General features: G+C 73.1%; 19 protein-coding genes and 1 pseudogene. 8 read left to right on the top strand and 12 right to left on the bottom strand.

Going from position 1 to position 17646, the window contains the following annotated elements:
- Positions 1–4: 4 nt before the first annotated feature.
- Positions 5–1138, top strand: a complete 1134-nt coding sequence (locus ACIPXM_RS05020) for an Mrp/NBP35 family ATP-binding protein (protein ID WP_401652001.1) — start codon at positions 5–7, stop codon at positions 1136–1138.
- 82 nt (positions 1139–1220) lie between these two features.
- Here ACIPXM_RS05020 and ACIPXM_RS05015 read toward each other — a convergent pair whose 3' ends face one another.
- The 5 genes from ACIPXM_RS05015 to sigE all read right to left on the bottom strand — a co-directional run bounded on the left by ACIPXM_RS05015 (position 1221) and on the right by sigE (position 5724).
- A complete protein-coding gene (locus ACIPXM_RS05015) occupies positions 1221–1823 on the bottom strand; it encodes a hypothetical protein (RefSeq protein ID WP_401651999.1) in 603 nt (200 codons plus the stop codon).
- Between the two features lie 74 nt (positions 1824–1897).
- Positions 1898–2368: a sec-independent translocase gene (locus ACIPXM_RS05010; protein WP_401651997.1), complete on the bottom strand. Its 471-nt coding sequence runs from the start codon at positions 2366–2368 to the stop codon at positions 1898–1900.
- Positions 2369–2494: 126 nt separating this feature from the next.
- On the bottom strand, positions 2495–4117 hold the full coding sequence (locus tag ACIPXM_RS05005) for a trypsin-like peptidase domain-containing protein (RefSeq protein WP_401651995.1): 1623 nt from the start codon (positions 4115–4117) through the stop codon (positions 2495–2497).
- Between the two features lie 114 nt (positions 4118–4231).
- Positions 4232–4969 carry an anti-sigma factor family protein gene (locus ACIPXM_RS05000; protein ID WP_401651994.1) on the bottom strand — a complete coding sequence of 246 codons (738 nt, stop codon included), beginning with the start codon at positions 4967–4969 and terminating at the stop codon, positions 4232–4234.
- The gene (gene sigE, locus ACIPXM_RS04995; protein WP_401651992.1) at positions 4966–5724 is read right to left on the bottom strand and encodes an RNA polymerase sigma factor SigE; all 759 of its coding nucleotides are present in this window, start codon (positions 5722–5724) and stop codon (positions 4966–4968) included. Before sigE ends, ACIPXM_RS05000 begins: the two co-directional genes overlap by 4 nt.
- Positions 5725–5867: 143 nt before the next feature.
- Here sigE and ACIPXM_RS04990 point away from each other — a divergent pair.
- Positions 5868–6558 (top strand): annotated as a pseudogene (locus tag ACIPXM_RS04990) (O-methyltransferase).
- A 92-nt stretch (positions 6559–6650) separates the two neighbouring features.
- Here ACIPXM_RS04990 and ACIPXM_RS04985 read toward each other — a convergent pair.
- The gene (locus ACIPXM_RS04985; RefSeq protein WP_205628308.1) at positions 6651–6818 is read right to left on the bottom strand and encodes a DUF3117 domain-containing protein; all 168 of its coding nucleotides are present in this window, start codon (positions 6816–6818) and stop codon (positions 6651–6653) included.
- A gap of 310 nt (positions 6819–7128) precedes the next feature.
- On the opposite strand from ACIPXM_RS04985, the gene ACIPXM_RS04980 reads away from it, so the two are divergent.
- Positions 7129–7932, top strand: a complete 804-nt coding sequence (locus ACIPXM_RS04980) for an enoyl-CoA hydratase/isomerase family protein (RefSeq protein WP_401651990.1) — start codon at positions 7129–7131, stop codon at positions 7930–7932.
- 41 nt (positions 7933–7973) lie between these two features.
- Here the strand turns inward: ACIPXM_RS04980 and ACIPXM_RS04975 are convergent, their stop codons facing one another.
- Together ACIPXM_RS04975 and ACIPXM_RS04970 are read right to left on the bottom strand one after the other, a co-directional pair.
- Positions 7974–8573, bottom strand: coding sequence for a DNA-3-methyladenine glycosylase I (locus ACIPXM_RS04975; RefSeq protein ID WP_401651988.1), 600 nt, complete (start codon positions 8571–8573; stop codon positions 7974–7976).
- Positions 8570–8968 (bottom strand): DivIVA domain-containing protein, encoded by a 399-nt coding sequence (locus ACIPXM_RS04970; RefSeq protein WP_401651986.1) that lies wholly within the window; start codon positions 8966–8968, stop codon positions 8570–8572. Before ACIPXM_RS04970 ends, ACIPXM_RS04975 begins: the two co-directional genes overlap by 4 nt.
- A gap of 120 nt (positions 8969–9088) precedes the next feature.
- Here ACIPXM_RS04970 and folP point away from each other — a divergent pair, with 120 nt between their 5' ends.
- Positions 9089–9949 (top strand): dihydropteroate synthase, encoded by an 861-nt coding sequence (folP, locus tag ACIPXM_RS04965; protein WP_401651984.1) that lies wholly within the window; start codon positions 9089–9091, stop codon positions 9947–9949.
- A 126-nt stretch (positions 9950–10075) separates the two neighbouring features.
- Here folP and ACIPXM_RS04960 read toward each other — a convergent pair whose 3' ends face one another.
- Together ACIPXM_RS04960 and dapE are read right to left on the bottom strand one after the other, a co-directional pair.
- A complete protein-coding gene (locus ACIPXM_RS04960) occupies positions 10076–10825 on the bottom strand; it encodes a TIGR00730 family Rossman fold protein (protein ID WP_401651982.1) in 750 nt (249 codons plus the stop codon).
- Positions 10826–10924: 99 nt separating this feature from the next.
- Positions 10925–12043, bottom strand: coding sequence for a succinyl-diaminopimelate desuccinylase (dapE, locus tag ACIPXM_RS04955; RefSeq protein WP_401651980.1), 1119 nt, complete (start codon positions 12041–12043; stop codon positions 10925–10927).
- A gap of 38 nt (positions 12044–12081) precedes the next feature.
- Between dapE and ACIPXM_RS04950 the strand changes: the two genes are divergently transcribed.
- On the top strand, positions 12082–13074 hold the full coding sequence (locus ACIPXM_RS04950) for a hypothetical protein (RefSeq protein WP_401651978.1): 993 nt from the start codon (positions 12082–12084) through the stop codon (positions 13072–13074).
- 437 nt (positions 13075–13511) lie between these two features.
- On the top strand, positions 13512–13976 hold the full coding sequence (locus ACIPXM_RS04945; RefSeq protein ID WP_401651976.1) for an ATP-binding protein: 465 nt from the start codon (positions 13512–13514) through the stop codon (positions 13974–13976).
- A 127-nt stretch (positions 13977–14103) separates the two neighbouring features.
- Here ACIPXM_RS04945 and ACIPXM_RS04940 read toward each other — a convergent pair whose 3' ends face one another.
- Both ACIPXM_RS04940 and fdxA read right to left on the bottom strand, forming a co-directional pair.
- Positions 14104–15198 carry a bifunctional succinyldiaminopimelate transaminase/glutamate-prephenate aminotransferase gene (locus ACIPXM_RS04940; RefSeq protein ID WP_401651974.1) on the bottom strand — a complete coding sequence of 365 codons (1095 nt, stop codon included), beginning with the start codon at positions 15196–15198 and terminating at the stop codon, positions 14104–14106.
- A 97-nt stretch (positions 15199–15295) separates the two neighbouring features.
- The gene (fdxA, locus tag ACIPXM_RS04935) at positions 15296–15616 is read right to left on the bottom strand and encodes a ferredoxin (RefSeq protein WP_003985062.1); all 321 of its coding nucleotides are present in this window, start codon (positions 15614–15616) and stop codon (positions 15296–15298) included.
- A 112-nt stretch (positions 15617–15728) separates the two neighbouring features.
- Here fdxA and ACIPXM_RS04930 point away from each other — a divergent pair, with 112 nt between their 5' ends.
- Both ACIPXM_RS04930 and ACIPXM_RS04925 read left to right on the top strand, forming a co-directional pair.
- Positions 15729–16730 carry a GNAT family N-acetyltransferase gene (locus ACIPXM_RS04930; RefSeq protein WP_401651972.1) on the top strand — a complete coding sequence of 334 codons (1002 nt, stop codon included), beginning with the start codon at positions 15729–15731 and terminating at the stop codon, positions 16728–16730.
- Positions 16727–17623: a tetratricopeptide repeat protein gene (locus tag ACIPXM_RS04925; protein ID WP_401651970.1), complete on the top strand. Its 897-nt coding sequence runs from the start codon at positions 16727–16729 to the stop codon at positions 17621–17623. Before ACIPXM_RS04930 ends, ACIPXM_RS04925 begins: the two co-directional genes overlap by 4 nt.
- The last annotated feature ends 23 nt before the right edge of the window (positions 17624–17646 follow it).

Below are 17646 nucleotides of genomic sequence, written 5' to 3'. Positions count from 1 at the left end.
CTACATGGCTACGGAAGACGCGGTGCGCGAGGCACTGGCGACGGTGAACGACCCCGAGATCAACAAGCCGATCACTGAGCTCGGCATGGTCAAGTCGGTGGACATCGGTGCCGACGGACGGGTGGCGGTCACGGTCTATCTGACCGTCTCCGGCTGCCCGATGCGCGAGACCATCACCCAGCGGGTCACCGAGGCGGTCTCCCGGGTCGACGGCGTGACCGGTGTCGACGTGGCCCTGGACGTGATGAGCGACGAGCAGCGCAAGGACCTGGCGGCGGCGCTGCGCGGCACCACGGCCGAGCGCGAGGTCCCGTTCGCCAAGCCGGGCTCGCTGACCCGGGTCTACGCGGTGGCGTCCGGCAAGGGCGGTGTCGGCAAGTCGTCGGTCACCGTGAACCTGGCGGCGGCGATGGCGGCGGACGGCCTGAAGGTCGGTGTCGTCGACGCCGACATCTACGGCCACAGCGTGCCCCGGATGCTGGGCGCGGACGGCCGTCCCACCCAGGTCGAGAACATGATCATGCCGCCGTCGGCGAACGGCGTGAAGGTCATCTCGATCGGCATGTTCACCCCGGGCAACGCGCCGGTCGTGTGGCGCGGCCCGATGCTGCACCGCGCGCTCCAGCAGTTCCTCGCGGACGTGTACTGGGGCGACCTGGACGTGCTGCTCCTGGACCTGCCGCCGGGCACCGGCGACATCGCGATCTCGGTGGCGCAGCTGGTGCCGAACGCCGAGATCCTGGTCGTCACCACCCCGCAGCAGACGGCGGCCGAGGTGGCCGAGCGGGCCGGTTCGATCGCCGTGCAGACCCATCAGAAGATCGTCGGCGTGGTCGAGAACATGTCGGGGCTGCCCTGTCCGCACTGCGACGAGATGGTCGACGTGTTCGGCTCGGGCGGTGGCCAGAAGGTCGCCGACGGCCTGACCCGGACGACCGGCGCGACGGTGCCGGTGCTCGGCTCGATCCCGATCGACGTACGGCTGCGCGAGGGCGGCGACGAGGGCCGCCCGGTGGTCCTGTCGGACCCGGAGTCCCCGGCGGGCGCGGCGCTGCGCGCGATCGCGGGCAAGCTGGGCGGCCGGGCGCGCGGCCTGTCGGGCATGAGCCTGGGCATCACCCCGCGCAACAAGTTCTAGGGCCTCTCGGAACACGAGGCACGGCGAAGGGCGCCCCGCGCGTGTGCGGGGCGCCCTTCGCCGTACCCGGGAACCGATCCGGTCAGGCGTACGCGCCGAGGTCCTTCACCTGCGCGAAGGCGAGGCCGTAGGCGCTCATCCCGCGCCCGTACGCGCCGATGTGGACGTCCGTCGCGGATCCGGCGAGCACCCAGCCGAACTCGGACTCGCGGTAGTGGAAGGGCACGGGGACGCCGTCCACGGGCAGCGACAGGGTGGACCAGGCGGGGCCTTCGAGGTCGTCGGCGAGCTCGAAGGCGGTCTCGGTCTGCTGGTCCAGCCAGTTGTCGCGCCGGATGTGGTCGAGCTGCGCGGGCCAGGTGTGGGCGAGCAGCCCCGAGCCGGCCAGCCAGGCGGCCGAGGAGACGGTGGTGGCGTCGAGGACGCCGGTGCCGTCGCCGGTGCGGCGTACGGGGTTCGCGGCGACCGTCACGACGATCGCGAACCGCTCCTTCTCCTGCCCGGCGGCCTCCGACTTTATCGACGGCTCGTCACCGTGGCCCACCGACCCGTGCTGCACGCTCCCGTCCGCCGCCGTGCCGATCTGCATCAGCCGGCGCGGGCCGGTGAACGCCTCGTCGAGCCCGTACCAGGCGAAGGGTGCGCGCAGAAAGCCATCGGCTTCCACCCGACTCGTCGTCTTCATCTCGGCCGCCTCCTCGTTCCGTCAACAGAGGGAGGATAGCCACCCACGCGCAGTGGGTCGGTGACAGGCCGTCGTCAGGTGGCGTCCGCGTCGTACGGCGGACGCTCGCCGCCGTCCGGCTTGTCCTGCTTCTTCAGCAGATCGGGCCCGGTGCCGCTGCCGTTCACGGCGGCGGGGGCGCTCGGGGTCGCGGCGGGCGCGACGGACGGCGCGGACTCGCGGCTGTGCACCGCGTCGGCCACGTCGTTCATCTCCTTCTTGAGGTCGAAGGTGGAGCGGAGCTCCTTCAGGTCCTTCAGGTCCTCGTTCTCCGCGAGCTGCTTGCGGATGAAGGTCTTCGGGTTCAGGTCCTCGAACTCGAAGTCCTTGAACTCGGGGCCGAGCTCGCTGCGGATGTCGGCCTTGGCGCTGTCCGAGAACTCGCGGACCTTGCGGATGAACCGCGAGACGTCCTGGATGACCTTCGGCAGCTTGTCGGGGCCGAAGATGAGCACGGCCAGCACCACGAGCGTCACCAGCTCGAGCGCGCCTATGTCGCTGAACACCCTGTAGCTCCTTCACGCCGGTCCCGGGCCCGCTCCACCGTACCCGCCGAAACCGTCCGGCGGGTACCGGGTGGTGTCCTCCACGTGGCGGGCGGGCACCAACTGTGCTGCGTGCGTGCCCCGTGCTCAGGTTCCGCTGGAGGATCCCAAGGTCAGGGTCTTTGTCTGCTCTTTGCCGTTGCGGGTCAGGGTGAGTTCGAGGCGGTCGCCGGGGCGGTGGGCGCGGACCTTGACGATGAGTTCCTCGCCGTTGTGGACGCGCTGGCCGTCGACCTTGGTGATGACGTCGCCGGGGCGGACGCCCGCCTTGGCGGCGGGGCCGCCGGGGGTGACCGAGCCGGTGCCGCCCTTGCCCTTGTCGCCGACCCGGGCGCCGTCGCCGCTGTAGGCCATGTCGAGGCTGACGCCGATCACCGGGTGGGTGGCCTTGCCGGTGTTGATCAGTTCCTCGGCGACCCGCTTGGCCTGGTTGACCGGGATGGCGAAGCCGAGGCCGATGGAGCCCGCCTGGCCGCCGCTCTCGCCGCCGGAGCCGCTGCCCGCCGCGCGGATCGCGCTGTTGATGCCGATCACCTGGCCCTTGCCGTCGACCAGCGGGCCGCCGGAGTTGCCGGGGTTTATCGGGGCGTCGGTCTGGAGCGCGTCGACATAGCTGACGTCGCTGCCGTCGCCCTTCTCGCCGCCCGCCGTGATGGGGCGCTCCTTGGCGCTGATGATGCCGGAGGTGACCGTGTTGGACAGGTCGAAGGGCGCGCCGATGGCGACGACCGGGTCGCCGACCCGGACGTTGTCGGAGTTGCCGAGGGCGAGCGGCTTGAGGCCCGAGACGCCCCGGACCTGGATGACGGCGAGGTCGTAGCCGGTGTCGCGGCCGATGAGCTTGGCGCGGGCGGACTCGCCGTTGCTGAAGGTCACCGAGATGTCGCCGGAGGACGCGGCGGCGTCGACGACGTGGTTGTTGGTGAGGATGTGGCCCCGGTTGTCGAGCACGAAGCCGGTGCCGGTGCCGGAGGAGCCGCCGCCGCTGACGTGGATGGTGACGACACTGGGCAGCGCCCGGGCGGCGATCCCGGCGACGCTGCCGGGCGCGCGGTCGGTGTCCTGCGGGCCCGCCTGCGGCAGTTCGACGGTGCTGATGCCGCCGTTGCGCTCCACGTACGCGCCGATGCCGCCGCCGATCACGCCGGTGACGAGCGCGAACGCCAGCGCCCCGACGAGCGCCAGCCCGCGCCGCTTCTTCTTGGGCGCCTGCTCGGCAGGCCCGATGGGCCGCACCCCCCACGGGTCGTACGCCGGGGCCGGGGCCGGGAGCGGCAGCGGGGCCGGGGCCGCCATCGGCCGCTCCACCGGCGGCGCGGCGGCCCAGGGCCCGGGCTCGCCGTAGGGCGGCGTGGCGTAGGGGTCGGGCGCGTGGAGCGGCGGAGCGGGCTGCGGGGCCCGCGCCGCCTGTGGCTCGGGGTACCCGTGCGGGTCCGTGTGCGGGTGCGGCTCCGCGTGCGCCGGTACGGGCTCGGCCTCGGGCGCGGGTACGGCCTCGGGCGCCGCGTCCTGCGGGGCCTGCACGGGCAGCACCTCGGTGGCGGGCTCCGGCTCCGCAGGTGCGGGCTCAGCCGGATCCGGAGCCGGGGCAGCCGGAGCCGGGGCAGCCGGAGCGACCGGCGCGGCCAGGGTGAAGTCAGCGTCCTCGGCGGCTTCGGCCGCCCCCGTGTCCGACGGCCGGCTCCACCACGTCGGCTTACCGTTCTTCATGCTCTCCCCGCACCGGACGGCCTGTCCGCGCCGCCCGCATCGCCGGGCGGCGCGCCCCTGTCCCTGGATGAAACGTCCCTGGATTCAATCAGGAGGATTCAACCAGGTCACCGGTCAGCGGTGGGAGGGACCGGGGGCCGGACTGGCCGTCGGGTAGCCGGGCTCGTACGCGAGGCGCATCACCGGGTTCATCGGCGGGGCGAACGGCGAGAGTTCCAGCCGGGCGGGGACCAGGGTGGCGGGGGCCGTCACCGGGAGGGTCGCCGGGGCGGTCTCCGGGAGGGTTTCGCGGCGGGATCCGGAGGCGAAGGTCGCCGGGGCCCGCAGCGGGGTGACGTTGTTGCCGGTGCCCTGGCCGGGCCGGGGCGCGTCGATGGACAGGGTGCTGCTCAGGGCGATCGCCGCGAAGGAGACCGCGCTGGCCGCCGCGAAGGCGAAGCGGCGGCCACGGCCCGAGCCCCGGTCGCCGACCTCGTGTATGCGGAAGCCGGTGTCGGGGGTGACGGGCGCCGCCGTGGCGAAGCCGTCGGAGCGGACGCCGCCGGCCCGCAGCAGGTCGTCGAAGGGTCCCCCCCGGTCATCCCCTCCCCCCGGCTGCCCCGGCAGCCCCTGGAGCCGGGCGAGCAGCCCGGCGGACGGCGGTGGCGGCGCGGCGGCGGCGAAGACGCTCTTGAGGGTGCGCTGGGCGTCGGCCTCGGCCTTGCAGCGGGTGCAGGTGGCGAGGTGCGCGAGGACGCGCTCGCGCGCGTCGTGGCCGAGTTCGCCGTCGACGAGCGCGGCGAGCCGGTCCCCGAGGTGGTGTTCCGTCAGCCGCTGTTCCTCGGGAGAAGCGGACGGAGTGGTCCCGGTCACGCCGGTTCGCCCTCCCATCCGACGGCGGCGAGGGCCCGCTCCGCGCGCGCTTCGGGCGAGCGGTGCTTGAGGGCCTTGCGCAGGTGGGAGCGGCCGCGGTGGATGCGGCTGCGGACGGTGCCGAGCTTCACGCCGAGGGTCGCGGCGATCTCCTCGTACGACAGGCCCTCGATGTCGCAGAGGACGACCGCGGCCCGGAACTCGGGCGCGAGGGTGTCCAGGGCCTGCTGCACGTCGGCGTCGAAGTGGGTGTCGTTGAACGCCTGCTGCGGGGACGGCTCGCGGCTCGGCAGCCGCTCGGCGGCGTCGTCGGCGAGCGCGTCGAAACGGATCCGCTGCTTGCGGCGGACCATGTCCAGGAACAGGTTGGTGGTGATGCGGTGCAGCCAGCCCTCGAAGGTGCCGGGCGTGTAGGAGGACAGCGAGCGGAAGACGCGGACGAAGACCTCCTGGGTGAGGTCCTCGGCGTCGTGCTGGTTGCCGGTCAGGCGGTAGGCGAGCCGGTACACCCGGGCGCTGTGCGTGCTGACGATCTCCTCCCAGCTGGGCGGAGTCCACGCCTGCGATTCCGCGTCCGGCGCGAACGTCGCGGTGGTGGGTGCGGAATCGGCGGTGCGGGAACGGTCAGCGGTGTCAATCACGGATTTCGGCTCACCCGCCGACCCGAGAAGGCGCCGCAGCCTCCCTCTCCGATCCACAGGCGCAGCCGCACCTCCCCTGTCGGCTCTGGTGGTGTCCAGTGGAGCCCCTACCATAGCCACCTCGCCCGTTAGCTCCGGATAAGAATCTTTACGCGAATTTGGGGCGGTCTCCGGTCCCGGCGTCCCCGTCGCTTCCTGTCTGTAGGAACGCGCGGTCCCATCTGCGGGTTCCCGGGCGCAGCGGATACAGTCGACGCCTGCGTCAACTGTGGCGTCGCGTACGTCGATATCGGGGACAGGGAGAGGGCCATTACCGCCAACCGGCAGACGAGCTTGGCGTTCGCCGACGCCTTTGTCGCCGAGGGCGAAGCGCTCCGCTGGGCCCGCGACCGGGCCCGCGAGGCGGCGCTGCCCTCGGTGTCTCCCGGCACCGGCGCGGCGCTGCGGCTGCTCGCGGCGACGGCGGACGCCAAGGCGGTGGCGGAGATCGGTACGGGCACCGGGGTGTCCGGCATCTATCTGCTGCTCGGGATGCGGCCGGACGGCGTGCTGACCACGGTGGACGTGGAGCCGGAGCGGCAGGCGCACGCGAAGGCGGCGTTCCGCGCGGCGGGGTTCGCGGGGAACCGGGCGCGGTTCATCCCGGGCCGGGCGCTGGACGTGCTGCCGCGGCTCGCGGACGGCGGATACGACCTGGTGTTCTGCGACGGCGACCGGCTGGAACTGCTCGACTATCTCGCTGAATCGTTGCGCCTGCTGCGGCCCGGCGGGCTCGTCTGCTTCGAGGGCGTGTTCGCCGACGGCCGTACGGTGGACTCGGCGGCCCAGCCCGCCGAGGTGCAGCGGATACGGGAGCTGCTGCGCACGGTCCGGGAGAGCCGGGAGCTGCTGCCGACGCTGCTGCCGGTGGGCGACGGGCTGCTCTGCGCGGTCCGCCGGGGCGCCTGAGCCAGGCGCGGTACCCGACCCCGGATACACCGCTGCCCCGGTGCGGTGGGTACCGTACCGGGGCAGAAGCGGCAAAACTCGTCAGGTGAGGGTCAGCCGACGACGTCCTTCAGTGCGTCACCGAGCGCCTTCGCTTCGTCCGGGGTCAGCTCGACGACGAGCCGGCCGCCGCCTTCGAGCGGAACGCGCATGACAATGCCCCGCCCCTCCTTTGTCACCTCGAGCGGGCCGTCACCCGTCCGCGGCTTCATGGCCGCCATGCTCGTTCCCCTTCCTGAAACCAGCTCATCGTCAGCATCGAACACGATTGCTTCCAGGTCATTATCCCGCATCACAGGACCCGATGACCAACATCAGGTGGCATCGCTTCCGCAACGCGCTTTCACAAAGCCACACATTTCACCGGTCCACCTGCGATACTTCGCCGCCGCGGCTCGGCCGGGGGCGGCTTCGGAGGCGGCGATTCTTTGACGCAGCTCACATGTGCGAGCGGGGTGATCTCCGCCATGCTGAGCAGGTCCAGCGAAGCGAAGACGCGGGAACACCCGAGAAGACGCGAAGGGATCATCGATGGCCGACACGGTGCTGTACGAGGTGGGCGACGGGCTCGCCACCATCACGATCAACCGTCCGGAGGCCATGAACGCGATGAACGTGGCGGCCAAGGTGGCGCTGCGGGACGCGGTCGAGGCGGCCGCCGCCGACGGAGCCGTACGCGCGGTGCTGCTCACGGCGGCCGGGGACCGGGCGTTCTGTGTGGGCCAGGACCTGAAGGAGCACGTCGGGCTGCTCCAGGAGGACCAGGAGTCCGGCACCTCGCACACCATGAACACGGTGCGCGAGCACTACAACCCGATCGTCCGGGCGCTCACCGGGATGGCGAAGCCGGTGGTGGCGGGGGTGAACGGGGTCGCGGCCGGTGCGGGCTTCGGTTTCGCGCTCGCGGCGGACTACCGGGTGGTCGCCGACACGGCGTCGTTCAACACGTCCTTCGCGGGTGTGGCACTCACCGCGGACTCGGGCGTGTCCTGGACGCTGCCCCGTGTGATCGGCCCCGGCCGCGCCGCCGACCTGCTGCTCTTCCCGCGCTCGATCGGCGCCCAGGAGGCGTACGAGCTCGGCCTGGTCAACCGGCTCGTGCCGGCCGCCGAGCTGGCCGACGAGGCCCTGCGGACGGCCCGCAAGCTGGCCGCGGGCCCGACCGTGGCCTACGCGGCGCTCAAGGAGTCCCTGGCCTTCGGCGCGGACCACTCGCTGTCCGAGGCGCTGGACAAGGAGGACGAGCTCCAGTCCCGGGCGGGCGCATCGGCGGACCACCGGATCGCGGTGGACGCCTTCATCGCCAAGGAGAAGCCGACGTACCTGGGCCGCTGATCCGGCCCTGACCCCGCCCGGCGGGGCGCCGGGGCGGCCCGTCAGCGGGCCGCCGCGCCGCCCCGGGCCACACAGTCCGCCAGGTGGTCGTCGACGAGCCCGCACGCCTGCATCAGGGCGTAGGCCGTCGTCGGGCCGATGAAGCGCAGGCCGCGCTTCTTCAGGTCCTTGGAGAGGGCCGTCGACTCGTCGGTGACCGCCGGGATGTCGGCGGTGCCGCGCGGGACCGGGCGGGTCGCCGGGTCCGGGGCGTAGGACCAGATCAGGGCGTCCAGGTCACCCGGGGCCCAGTCGGCGAGCAGCCGGGCGTTGGCGAGGGTGGCGTCGATCTTGGCGCGGTTGCGGATGATGCCCTCGTCGACGAGGAGCCGCTCCCGGTCGGCGTCGGTGAACCGGGCCACCTTCGCGATCTCGAAGCCCGCGAAGGCGGCGCGGAAGCCCTCGCGGCGGCGCAGGATCGTGATCCAGGAAAGACCGGACTGGAACGCCTCAAGGCACAGCCGCTCGAAGAGGGCGTCGTCGCCGTGGACCGGGCGGCCCCACTCCTCGTCGTGGTACGCCACGTAGTCGTCGGTCGACAGGCCCCAGGGGCAGCGCGGCCGTCCGTCGGGGCCCGGGACGGCCCCGCCCTGCTCGCTCACGCCGAACCCTCCCGCGTACCGCCGAGGGAGCCCTGGGAGCCCTGGGAGCCCGCCGGGCCGCCGTCCTGAGCCTGACCCTGAGCCAGCGAACCGGCCCCCGCGCCCGAACCCGCGAGCGCGGCCTCCAGGTCGGCGATCCGGGCGTCCCGCTCGGCCAGCTCGGCCGCGAGCCGGTCGAGGACGTCGTCGACGTCCGCCATGCGGTAGCCGCGCGGCGCCATCGGCAGCCGCAGCGCCTCGATGTCGCCCCGGTCGACCGGGCGGGTGGCGGGCAGCGGATCGACCAGCTGCTGGGGGGCCGCCTCGGGCAGCACCTCGCTGTCGCCGCCGCCGACCACCGCCAGGGTGACCGCCGCGACGACCACGACCATCGTGATCAGCAGAAACCAGAACACTGCGCGCCTCTCCCCGTCCGTGGAAAACGTCCGGTGCCGATCGTGCCATGCGCCGCCGACAGTTAGGGTCACAGACGACGCACACGACGCAGGCGACCCCGGCTAGGGAGGACAAAAGGCATGCTCCGCTTGGGACGGCGTGAATTCGGGCCGCGCGAGCCGGTGATCATGGCGATCGTGAACCGGACCCCGGACTCGTTCTACGACCAGGGGGCGACCTTCCAGGACGAGCCCGCGCTCGCCCGGGTCGAGCAGGCCGTCGCCGAGGGCGCGGCGATCATCGACATCGGCGGCGTGAAGGCGGGCCCGGGCGAGGAGGTCACCGCCGAGGAGGAGGCCCGCCGTACGGTCGGCTTCGTCGCGGAGGTCCGCCGCCGCCACCCCGACGTCGTGATCAGCGTCGACACCTGGCGCGCCGAGGTCGGCGAGGCGGTCTGCGAGGCGGGCGCCGATGTCCTCAACGACGCCTGGGGCGGGGTCGACCCCGGTCTCGCCGAGGTCGCCGCCAAGTACGGCGCGGGTCTCGTCTGCACCCACGCGGGCGGCGTCGAGCCGCGCACCCGGCCGCACCGGATCGCGTACGAGGACGTCATGGCCGACATCCTGCGCGTCACCGTCGGACTCGCGGAGCGCGCGGTCGAGCTGGGCGTCCGGCGGGACGGGATCATGATCGACCCGGGGCACGACTTCGGGAAGAACACGCGGCACAGCCTGGAGGCGACGCGGCGGCTCGGCGAGATGGCCGCGACCGGGTGGCCGGTGCTCGTCTCCCTGTCCAACAAGGACTTCGTCGGGGAGACGCTCGACCGGCCGGTCAAGGAGCGGGTCCTGGGGACGCTGGCGACGACGGCCGTGTCGGCGTGGCTCGGCGCGCAGGTGTACCGCGTGCACGAGGTCGCCGAGACGAAGCAGGTGCTGGACATGGTCGCGTCGATCGCCGGGCATCGGGCGCCCGCCGTCGCCCGGCGCGGGCTGGCGTAGTCGGGGGGGGGAGGGGAAGGGGCGGGGTGGGGGGCGCCTGCGGCGGGCCTCTCCCCCCCCCCGCCCCTTCCCGGAACCGGGGCTCCGCCCCGGACCCCGCGCCTCAGACGCCGGCGGGGCTGAGCGCTACTTCCCCGTCTCCTTCGTGACGAGGGCCACCGCCTCGTCCACGTCGTCCGTGACGTGGAACAGCAGCAGGTCGTGCTCGCTCGCCTTGCCGCCCGCCACGACCGAGTCGCGCAGCCAGTCGACCAGGCCCTGCCAGTACGCCGAGCCGAACAGCACGATCGGGAAGCGGGTGACCTTCCGCGTCTGCACCAGGGTCAGCGCCTCGAAGAGCTCGTCGAGGGTGCCGAGGCCGCCGGGCAGGACCACGAAGCCCTGCGCGTACTTCACGAACATCGTCTTGCGGACGAAGAAGTAGCGGAAGTTCACGCCGATGTCGACGTGCGCGTTGAGCCCCTGCTCGAAGGGCAGCTCGATGCCGAGGCCGACGGAGATGCCCTTGGCCTCCCGCGCGCCCTTGTTGGCGGCCTCCATGGCGCCGGGGCCGCCGCCCGTGATCACCGCGAACCCGGCCTCGACGAGCGCCCGGCCGATCCGGACGCCCGCCTCGTACTCGGGCGAGTCGGGCTTGGTGCGGGCCGAGCCGAAGACGCTGATCGCGCTCGGCAGTTCGGCGAGCGCGCCGAAGCCCTCGACGAACTCGGACTGGATGCGCATGACCCGCCAGGGGTCGGTGTGCACCCACTCCGAGTCGCCCTCGGTGTCGAGCAGGCGCTGGTCGGTGGTGCCGGGCTGGACCTGGTCACGGCGCCTGATCACCGGTCCCAGCCGCTGCTCCTCGAGCTTCTTCGGCTCCTCGGGTACACCCATGGCCTGCTCCTCTCGCCGTTGCCTCTGATCGACCGGCGCTGATCTTCCGGTCCGGTCAGGGTAGGTCGACAGAGGTGAAGAAAAGCGAAATTACGGGAATCATTCCGTCAGCCAGTCGCGGAGCCGCGCCTCGCAGTGGTGGATCCGCTCGACGTGCACGTGCTCGTCGCGCTTGTGCGCGTAGATCGGGTCGCCGGGTCCGTAGTTGACCGCGGGGACGCCGAGGGCGCTGAAGCGGGCCACGTCGGTCCAGCCGAACTTGGGGTGGGCGCTGCCGCCGACCGCCTTCATGAAGGCCGCCGCGGCCGGGTGGGAGAGGCCGGGCAGGGCGCCGGGGCTCTCGTCGTCGACGATCAGCTCGGCGACGCCGCAGTCCGCGAAGACCTCGCGGACGTGCGCGAGCGCCTCGGCCGGGGTGAGGTCGGGCGCGTAGCGGTAGTTGACGGTGACCTCGCACTCGTCGGGGATGACGTTGGTGGCGACGCCGCCCTGGATGCCGACCGCGTTGAGGCCCTCGTGGTACTCCAGGCCGTCGATGACGGGCCTGCGCGGCTCGTACGCGGCGAGCCTGGCCAGGATCGGGGCGGCGCCGTGGATGGCGTTGGAGCCCATCCAGGAGCGCGCGGAGTGGGCCCGCTCGCCCGCCGTGCGCAGCTTGACCCGCAGGGTGCCCTGACAGCCGCCCTCGACCTCACCGTCGGAGGGCTCCAGGAGGACGGCGAAGTCGCCCGCGAGCCAGTCCGGGTGGGCGTCGGCGATCTTGCCGAGGCCGTTGAGGTGGGCGGCGACCTCCTCGTTGTCGTAGAAGACGAAGGTGAGGTCGCGGTTGGGCGCGGGCACGGTGGCGGCGATCCGCAGCTGGACGGCGACGCCCGACTTCATGTCGGCGGTGCCGCAGCCCCACAGGATGCCGTCCTCGTCGAGCCGCGAGGGCACGTTGTCGGCGATCGGCACGGTGTCGATGTGCCCGGCGAGCACCACGCGCTCCTCGCGGCCGAGGAAGGTGCGGGCGACGATGTTGTTGCCGTGGCGGTCGACGGTGAGGTGCGGCAGGGCGCGCAGGGCCTGCTCGATCGCGTCGGCGAGGGGCTTCTCGGTGCCGCTGACGGACGCGCTGTCGACCAGCGCGGCGGTCAGTGCCGCCCCGTCGAGCGAGAGGTCCAGCGGCGCGGCGGGCGCGGCGGGCAGCGGGTCACGGTGAGGAGCGGTGTCAGCCATGTGCCGACCCTAACTCGGCCTCAAGTACGGTGGGGCGCGTGTCCGACCCCAGCCGTCTCCCCCGTCCCCGCCGTCGCGGCCGCCGAGGCCGTCTCACGGCGGCTTTCGTCGTGCTCCTGGGCCTGGTGGGGTACGTCGTCGTGCACGACATGACGGGCAGCATGGGCGCGCCGCGGTGCCGGATCGGCAGCGGGGCGAACCAGTACGAATTCACTCCTGAGCAGGCGTCGAACGCGGCGACGATCGCCGCCGTGGGCACCTCGCGCGGCCTTCCGGAGCGCGCGGTGACGATCGCGCTCGCGACCGCCGCCCAGGAGTCGGGGCTGCGCAACATCCAGCACGGCGACCGGGACTCGCTCGGACTTTTCCAGCAGCGTCCTTCGATGGGCTGGGGCAAGCCGGAGCAGATCCTGGACCCGGTGTACGCGTCGGGGCGGTTCTACGACGGCCTGGAGAAGGTGCCGGGCTATTCGCGGCTGCCGCTGACGGTGGCGGCGCAGAAGGTGCAGCGCAGCGGTTTCCCGCAGGCGTACGCGAAGCACGAGCCGGACGCCACGCTGCTGTCCGCCGCGCTGACCGGGCGCGCCCCGGCCGCGCTGTCGTGCACGGCGGACCTGCGGGCGCAGGTGCCGGGCGATCCGGCGGTCGTGCGGGCCGAGCTGGCGCGCGCGTTCGGCAAGGGGACGGTGCCGAAGCCGCTCGGCGGCGGGGCGGGGTCGGTCGGCGCGAACGCGGCGCCGCCCGCGGTGGAGCTGTCCGTGGACGTACGGGGCGGAGGGGGCGTACGGGACGACCGCGGCGGCCCCGAGGGTTCCGGCGGCCTCGACGGCTCCGGCGGCCTCGACGGGCAGCAGCGGCGCGGCTGGGAGCTGGCCCAGTGGGCGGTGGCCCGGGCGGGCACGCTGCACCTCACGGAGGTCGCGTACGGGGACCGGGTGTGGGTCGCGGACGACTCCTCGGGCGCGTGGCGCAAGGCCACGGGCGGGCGCGGCACGGACGGCACGACGGTCCGGCTGCGGCTCGCGAAGTAGCGCGGGCTCGCGAAGCAACGCCATCGCGCAGGACCACCCCACAGCTCCACCACACAGCACCTGCGCGCGGGACCACCGCGAAACACCTTCACGCAGCGCCGCCCCGTAGCTCCGTCCCGTAGCTCCGCCGCGTTCCGCGCGGGGGCGGGCGTCCGTACGGACTGTCACCCTGAGGTGTCATGCGCCCGGTGCGGCGCGGAGCGCTCCGTAAAGCGTTCACCGGCGCTGACATGTCTCCGCAAGATCCTTACCGGGCAAGGGAAGTGACGGTTCTGCACACCCAGAACGGCGTCGCCCGGCATTGACGCGTTCGTCCGCTTTCCTCCCCACCCGACAATACGACGCATTACCCAGTCTTTACCTTCGGCCTCCGCAACCTCCCCCGCCCCAGGGCCGGTTGTCAGCGCGAAAACGTCCTCTCCCGTCGAAGGAGCACCATGTCCCTCCCCCTGACCCGCCGGATCGCTCGCGCCGCCCTCATCGTCGCGGCCGGAGCAGCCCCCGTGGTCGGTGCGGCCGGCTCCGCGAGCGCCCTGGACCAGGGCGTCGCCCCGACCGAGGCGCTGTCGGGTCTCTCCGCCCTGGACGCCGCGGACGCGGGCAGCACCGTGGACACCACCGCGCAGACCGCCACCGGGGTCGTCGGCAAGACCGGCGGCCAGGCCGTCGCCTCGGCCGTCCCGGCGGCGGGCAAGGCCGTCGGCGCGGCCGGCCGCACCGCCACCCCGGCCGCCCAGAAGATCGCGGGCGACACCGCGGGCCAGGCGGGCCAGGCGCTCGGCGAGACCGCCGGTGCCGCCGCCGAGAGCGCCGAGAGCCCCGCCGCGGGCGCGCTCGGCGGTCTGCCCGCCGCCGCCCCGGCGCCGGGCGGCCTGCTCGGCGGCATGCCGATCGGCGGCTGAACCACCCCGCCCCCACGGGGTACGGGAAGGGCCCGAGGAGCATCAGCTCCTCGGGCCCTTCCCGTACGCCCGCGCCCGTCGGCCCGCGCCCGTCGGCACGCGCCTTCAGGGGCGCGCGCTCGTGGCCTCAGCCCAGCCGCTTGACCGCCGCCGCGACCCGCTCGTCCGTGGCCGTGAACGCGACCCGCACGAAGCGCTCGCCCGCCTCGCCGTAGAAGTCGCCGGGCGCCACCAGGATGCCGAGCCCGGCCAGGTAGGCGACCGTCTCCCAGCACGGCTCGTCGCGGGTCGCCCACAGGTAGAGGCTGGCCTCGCTGTGCTCGATCCGGAAGCCGTGCGCCTCCAGGGCGGCGCGCAGGGACGCCCGGCGGGCCGCGTAGCGGGCCCGCTGCTCGGCCACGTGCGTGTCGTCGCCGAGCGCGGCGACGGTCGCGGCCTGCACGGGGGCGGCGGTCATCATGCCGCCGTGCTTGCGGATCTGCAGCAGCTCGCCGAGGACGGCCGCGTCACCGGCGATGAACGCGGCCCGGTAGCCCGCCAGGTTGGAGCGCTTGGAGAGCGAGTGGACGGCGACGATGCCCTCGTACGAGCGTCCGCAGACGTCCGGGTGCAGCACGGAGACCGGGTCGGCCTCCCAGCCCAGTTCGAGGTAGCACTCGTCGGAGAAGATCAGCACGCCGTGCTCGCGCGCCCAGGCCACGATCCGGGTCAGCTCGTCCTTGCCGAGCACCTTGCCGGTGGGGTTGGACGGGGAGTTGAGCCACAGCAGCTTGAGGCCCGCCGGGTCGAGCTCGGTCGGGTCGTCGTAGACGACGGGCTCCGCGCCGCAGAGCCGGGCGCCGACCTCGTACGTCGGGTAGGCGAGGCGCGGGTAGGCGACCTTGTCGCCGGCGCCGAGGCCGAGCTGCGTCGGCAGCCAGGCGACGAGCTCCTTGGAGCCGACCACCGGCAGCACGTTCTCGTGGGCGAAGCCGGTCGCGCCGAGGCGCCGCTCGCACCAGTCGGTGAGCGCGTCGCGCAGTTCCTTCGTGCCCCACACCGTGGGATAGCCCGGCGAGTCCGCCGCCGCGACCAGGGCCTCCTGGATCAGCGTCGGGACCGGGTCGACGGGGGTGCCCACGGACAGGTCCACGATGCCGTCCGGGTGAGCGGCGGCGGTGGCCTTGTAGGGCTCCAGCTTGTCCCAGGGGAAGACGGGCAGTCGCGAAGAGACGGCACTCACGGTGTGGCTCACTTCCTCGTACCTCGTGGGTAGGTGAGAACGCGACGGTCCCGTACGGCGGCGACGCCGTACGGGACCGGAGCGGATCAGCGGGTGATCAGCCGTTCTGCGGCGGCAGGGCGGCGATGAAGGGGTGGTCGCGCTCGATCAGGCCGAGCTTGGAGGCACCACCGGGCGAGCCGAGCTCGTCGAAGAACTCGACGTTCGCCTTGTAGTAGTCCTTCCACTCCTCAGGAGTGTCGTCCTCGTAGAAGATCGCCTCGACCGGGCAGACCGGCTCACAGGCCCCGCAGTCGACGCATTCGTCCGGGTGGATGTACAAGGACCTGCTGCCCTCGTAGATGCAGTCGACGGGGCACTCCTCGATGCACGCCTTGTCCTTGACGTCGACACAAGGCTGCGCGATGACGTAGGTCACGCTGTCGTTCCTCCTCGATAGGGCTGGTCTGCGCGGGAGCGCGGTGTCGTCGATGCCCGCCCCTAGTATCTCCGTTCTCGGGGGCGATCCGAACAGGAGGGGCGCAGAAGCTGTGGAATTCACGGGCGGAGCACGGTTCGAGGTCCGAATCACCGGGGCTGACGTGGGAAAACGCGTCTCTGTTCGGTACGTGACGGAGACGGCGGCGCCCGGTGAGATCTACACCGACGTGGTCGGCGTTCTCACATCATGGGACGCGGGTGTGCTGCTGATCACAAGAAGGACCGGGGAGAGTGTCCGCGTGGACGCCGGAAGGCTGGTCTCCGGAAAGGTCGTCCCCGCCGCACCGGCCCGCCGTCGCGGCCCCGCCGCGAGCTTCCCCGAGCTGGCCCGGGTCACCGCCCGCGCCTGGCAGCCGGTGGAGAGCGAGCCGCTCGGCGAGTGGACCCTGCGGGCCGCCGACGGCTTCACCCGGCGGGCCAACTCCGTGCTCCCGCTCGGTGATCCGGGACTGCCGCTGGACGCCGCCCTGACCCGCGTACGGGAGTGGTACGCGGCCCGCGGGCTCCCGGCGTACCTCCAGACGGCCACCGGCGCGCAGGACGCCCAGGAGACGCTGTGCGCGGAGCTCGACGCGCGCGGCTGGACCCGGGAGGTGTCGGCGCAGGTGCGGATCGCCGGGCTCGCGCCGGTCGGCGACCTCGACGCCGACATCTCGGCGGTACGGCTCGCGCGCGCGGCCGACGAGTCCTGGCTGCGCCGCTACCAGCGCTTCGGCGAGCCCGGCCCGCACGTGACCAAGGTGCTCGGCAGCGGTCCGAGTGTGTGGTTCGCCTCCGTACCGGGCACGGAAGACATACCGGCGGCGATCGGACGCATGGTCGTGGACGGCCGCTGGGCCGGGTTCATGGCCGTCGAGGTCGCCCCGGAGCAGCGTCGGCGCGGCCTCGCGACCGCCGTGATGACCGCGCTCGCCCGCCGCGCGCTCGACGAGGGCGCGTCGGCGGCCTGGCTCCAGGTCGAGTCGGACAACGAGAGTGCCCGCGCGCTGTACGAGACCATGGGATTCAGCGTCCACCACCACTACCACCACTATCGAGGGACGGACGGGTGACCGAAGGAGACGGCCCGGCAGGCGCCGGCCCGGACGACACCGGCGCGGACGCCGGTGACGGGGCCGACGCGACCGACTGGCGGCAGGAGTTCGCGGCCGAGGCCAGGTCCGAGCGGCCCGACCTCGTCCGGCTCTGTCTGCTGGTCTGCGCCGTCGCCGACCCCGCCGTCACCCAGGCCGACCTGGACCTCGCCGAGATCGAACTCGACCGGCTCGCCGGTCTGGTGCCGTTCGGCACGCGCGGCGCCGACGCCGACGTCTGGGTGGCCGCCCTGGCGGACGTGCTGGGCCGCCGCGCGGGCTTCCAGGGCGTCCCCGCCGACTACCAGCGACTGGAGTCGTCACTGCTGCACGAGGTGCTGCGGCGGCGGCGCGGGCTGCCGATCCTGCTGTCGGTGATCTGGATGGAGGTCGCCCGCAGGGCCGGTGCCCCGGTGTACGGCCTCGGCCTGCCGGGCCACTTCGTCGTCGGCTTCGGCGACCCGGCCGAGCTGCACCTCGCCGACCCGTTCACCGGCGGCCGTCCGATGACCGGCACCGACGCCGAACTCCTCGTCGCGGGCGCCACCGGCGAGGCCCTCGACCCGTCGATGCTGCGCCCGGCCACCCCGGCGGCGATCGTGCTGCGCATCCTGAACAACATCCGGGCCTGGGCGTCCACCCGGCCGGAGCGCTCCGACGTCGCCCTGTGGGCCGTCGAACTCTCCCTGCTGCTGCCCTCGCACCCGGCCAAGCTGCGCCTCCAGCGCGCCGAACTCCTCGTGCAGCGCGGCGACTTCCTGACCGGGGCGGCGGAGATGGAGGCGTACGCGACGATCATGGACGCGGTGGAGCCGAGCGCGGCGGAGACGATCAGGAACCGGGCGAAGGCGGCGCGGGCGCTGTTGAACTAGCGCTGCTGAGCCGGGGGGCGGCG

The organism is Streptomyces sp. NPDC090025, assembly GCF_044748125.1.
Classification (GTDB): domain Bacteria; phylum Actinomycetota; class Actinomycetes; order Streptomycetales; family Streptomycetaceae; genus Streptomyces.
Note: the sequence above shows the minus strand (reverse complement) of the source record. Positions and strands in the feature narration are given on the sequence as shown.